The 3,326-nt window shown below is 65.2% G+C and carries 1 protein-coding gene; it reads left to right on the forward strand.

The window, feature by feature from the left end; all coding sequences use genetic code 11:
- A partial coding sequence (locus AC1DYI_RS30245) for a tandem-95 repeat protein (protein ID WP_477207817.1) occupies window positions 1-3,326 on the forward strand: 3,326 nt, incomplete at both ends.

A 3,326-nucleotide genomic window follows, 5' to 3' on the forward strand; every position in this document is an offset into this window, starting at 1 on the left:
CCCGACAGCTTCACCTACACGCTGACCGATGCGGACGGCGACGTCTCGACAGCCACCGTCACACTGAACGTGGGTTCCGTCGACGATCTGCCGAGCGCTGGCAACGACACCTTTGCAGCCACCGAAGACACCATCCTCAACGGCTCCGTCGCCGGCAACGACACGTTGTCCGGCGACGGCGGAAACGTGTTCGCGCTTGGCACCGGTGCCGCCCACGGCACCGTGGTGGTCAATGCCAATGGCACTTTCGCCTACACCCCTGCCGCCAACTACAACGGGCCTGATTCGTTCACCTACACGCTCACCGACGCTGACGGCGACGTGTCGACCGCCACGGTCACACTGAACGTCGCCTCCGTCGATGACCTGCCCGCCGTCGCCAACGACACTTTCGCCGCCACCGAAGACACGGTCCTCAATGGTTCGGTGGCCGGCAACGACACCCTCTCCGGCGACGGCGGCAATACTTTCGCYCTCGGCACCAACGCCGCCCACGGCACTGTCGTCGTCAACGCCAACGGCACCTTCACSTACACGCCRGCMGCCAACTACAACGGCCCMGACAGCTTCACCTACACRCTGACCGACGCCGACGGCGAYGTCTCGACGGCCACCGTCACGCTGAACGTGGCGGCCGTCGACGACGCCAGCGTGCTGGTGGCAGACACCAAGACCGTTGCCGAAGACACCACCGCGACCGGCAACGTACTGAGCAACGACAGCGACGTCGACAACACACTGGCCGTCGCATCGTTCTCTGTCACGGGCGTCGCCGGCACCTTCATCGCCGGACAAACAGCCACCATCACCGGCGTCGGCACGCTGCAGCTCAACAGCAACGGCAACTACACCTTCACCCCAGTCGCCAACTGGAACGGCACGGTCCCGCAGGTCGGCTACACCACCAACACCGGCTCCTCGGCAGCGCTAGCGATCACGGTCACGCCGGTGGACGATGCCAGCGTGCTCGTCGCAGATACCAAGACGGTCGCCGAAGACACGCCCGCCACGGGCAACGTCCTGTCCAACGACAGCGACATCGACAGCACCTTGTCCGTCGCCTCGTTCTCCGTCTCCGGCATTGCAGGCAGCTTCACAGCTGGCCAGACCGCATCCATTGCAGGTGTCGGCTCGCTGCAACTCAATGCCAACGGCGACTACACCTTCACCCCGGAGACCGACTGGAACGGCACGGCCCCCCAGGTCACGTACACGACCAACACCGGCTCCAGCACCACGCTGAACGTGACGGTCACGCCGGTCAACGATGCACCGGTGTCAGCAGGTGGCGCCATCATCGGCACCGAAGACACCAACCTCGTCTTCTCCTGGTCGCAGTTCAACGTCAGCGACGTCGACAGCCCCGCCGCCAGCCTGGGGGTGCAGATCAGCTCGCTGCCCACCGACGGCACGCTGCAGTTCTTCAACGGCGCCAGCTGGGTCGCGGTCACGCTGAACCAGACGATCACCCAAGCCGCCATCGCCGCGGGCAACCTGCGCTTCGTACCCGACGCCAACGAAAGCGGCGCAGACGCCTTCAACTCGGCCGGCACAGGCAACCTGAAGAACGACTACGCGCAGTTCAATTTCAAGCCCACCGACGGCAGCGCCACCGGCTCGACTGCCAGCATGCGGATCGACATCAACCCGGTGGCCGACACACCGACGCTGACGACGAAGAACCACGACACCACGGTCTTCACCACCAGTTTCGAAGCGGCCGATACCGGGCTGACGCAGGCGCAGCTGAACCCGAACACCACCTCGACCAGCACCATCACGCAGACCACGCTGGCCGGTTGGACTCGCGTGGATACGCCCGACGCCTACGCCGGCGGCACCAACGTGTGGGAGCTGTGGAGCGCCGGCGACACGATGGCCAACCAGGCCAACACGCAGATCGGCGTGACCGCAGGCACTGGCAACGGCCAGAACTGGCTGGAGCTGAACAACGCCAACAACGCTGGTGCACTGGTGCAGACGCTGGGCCTGAGCCGAAGTGTCGCCACGACCGCCGGCTACGTGTACGACCTGTCGTTCGACTACGCCGGCCGCCTGGGCTTTGCTCAGGACTTCACCAAGATCACCGTGCTGGTCGATGGCGTGAAGGTGGCCAGCTACGCGGGCACCAGCGGCCAGAACGCGCTGAACTGGGAGAACCTGCACTTCAGCTTCGTTGGCAACGGCGGCGCACAGACCATCACGATCATCACCGATGCGGCCCAGTTCGACACGAACGGCCGAGGCGCGATGATCGACGACATCAAGCTGACCGAGTCGCAGGGCGCGCAGGCCGGCAATGCTGGCGGCGGCACCAAGACCGAGATCTCGCTGTCGGGCTACATCACCTCGGCGTTGACCGATGCGGACGGCTCTGAGTCGTTGTCGCTGACGATCGGTGGCCTGCCGGCCAACGCGACCATCGTCACGTCTACCCACCCTAACGGGTACACGGTGGTCAACGGTGCGGTCACGATCCCGGCCAGCGAGTTGGCTTCGGCCAAGCTGCAGCTCAGCTCCAGCTACCTCGGCAACCTGCCATTGACGGTGACCAGCACCGCCACCGAGCCGAACGGCAGCACGGCCAGCACCAACGCCTCGCTGAACTTCAAGATCCTGGTGGGCGCGGGCGATGTGGGCACCGAGGGCAGCTCGCACACCTTGTCGTCCAGCACTACCGCGATCAGCAGCGCCACCGGCCTGCACGGCGAGTTCTACGGCTACAACGAAACGGCCAACCAGGGCCAGTTCTACAACGTGCAGTCGGGCGACGGCACAGTCGGCAACCTCGACAGCATCGCCGACATCACCAGCATCATCAACCTGCGCCAAGGCAGCAGCATCGTCGGCACGGCGGCCTCGGCCAGCGACGCGGCGATGGACGCGTCGTTCAATGCGAGCAACCTGTCCTACGGCCAGTCGGTGGTGGTCAACAACAGCCTGGGCAGCAACTCTCCCACCGCGGTGGGCAGCAGCATCACCACAGGCTCGCTGTACAACTTCCTCGGTGCCGCCAACGCAGGCAACGACGCCGGCGCATTGAAAGCCACCAGCAGCTTCGGGCAGACGACTGACTCGATCGCGCGCCTGGTCGGCTCGGCCTACTTCAACGCCGGCACCTACGACTTCCAGGTTCGCGCCGATGACGGCTTCAGCATCCGCATCGATGGTCAGGTGGTGATGCGGTACGACGCCAACCAATCGCCCACCACCCGCACGACGACCGTGCCGGTGGCCATTGGCGAAGGCCTGCACACCGTCGAAATCGTCTACTGGGAACAAGGCACCAACGCCGAGCTGCTGGTGCAGTACAAGCCGTCCAGCTC

Source organism: Ideonella sp. P3_A4 (assembly GCF_056403075.1).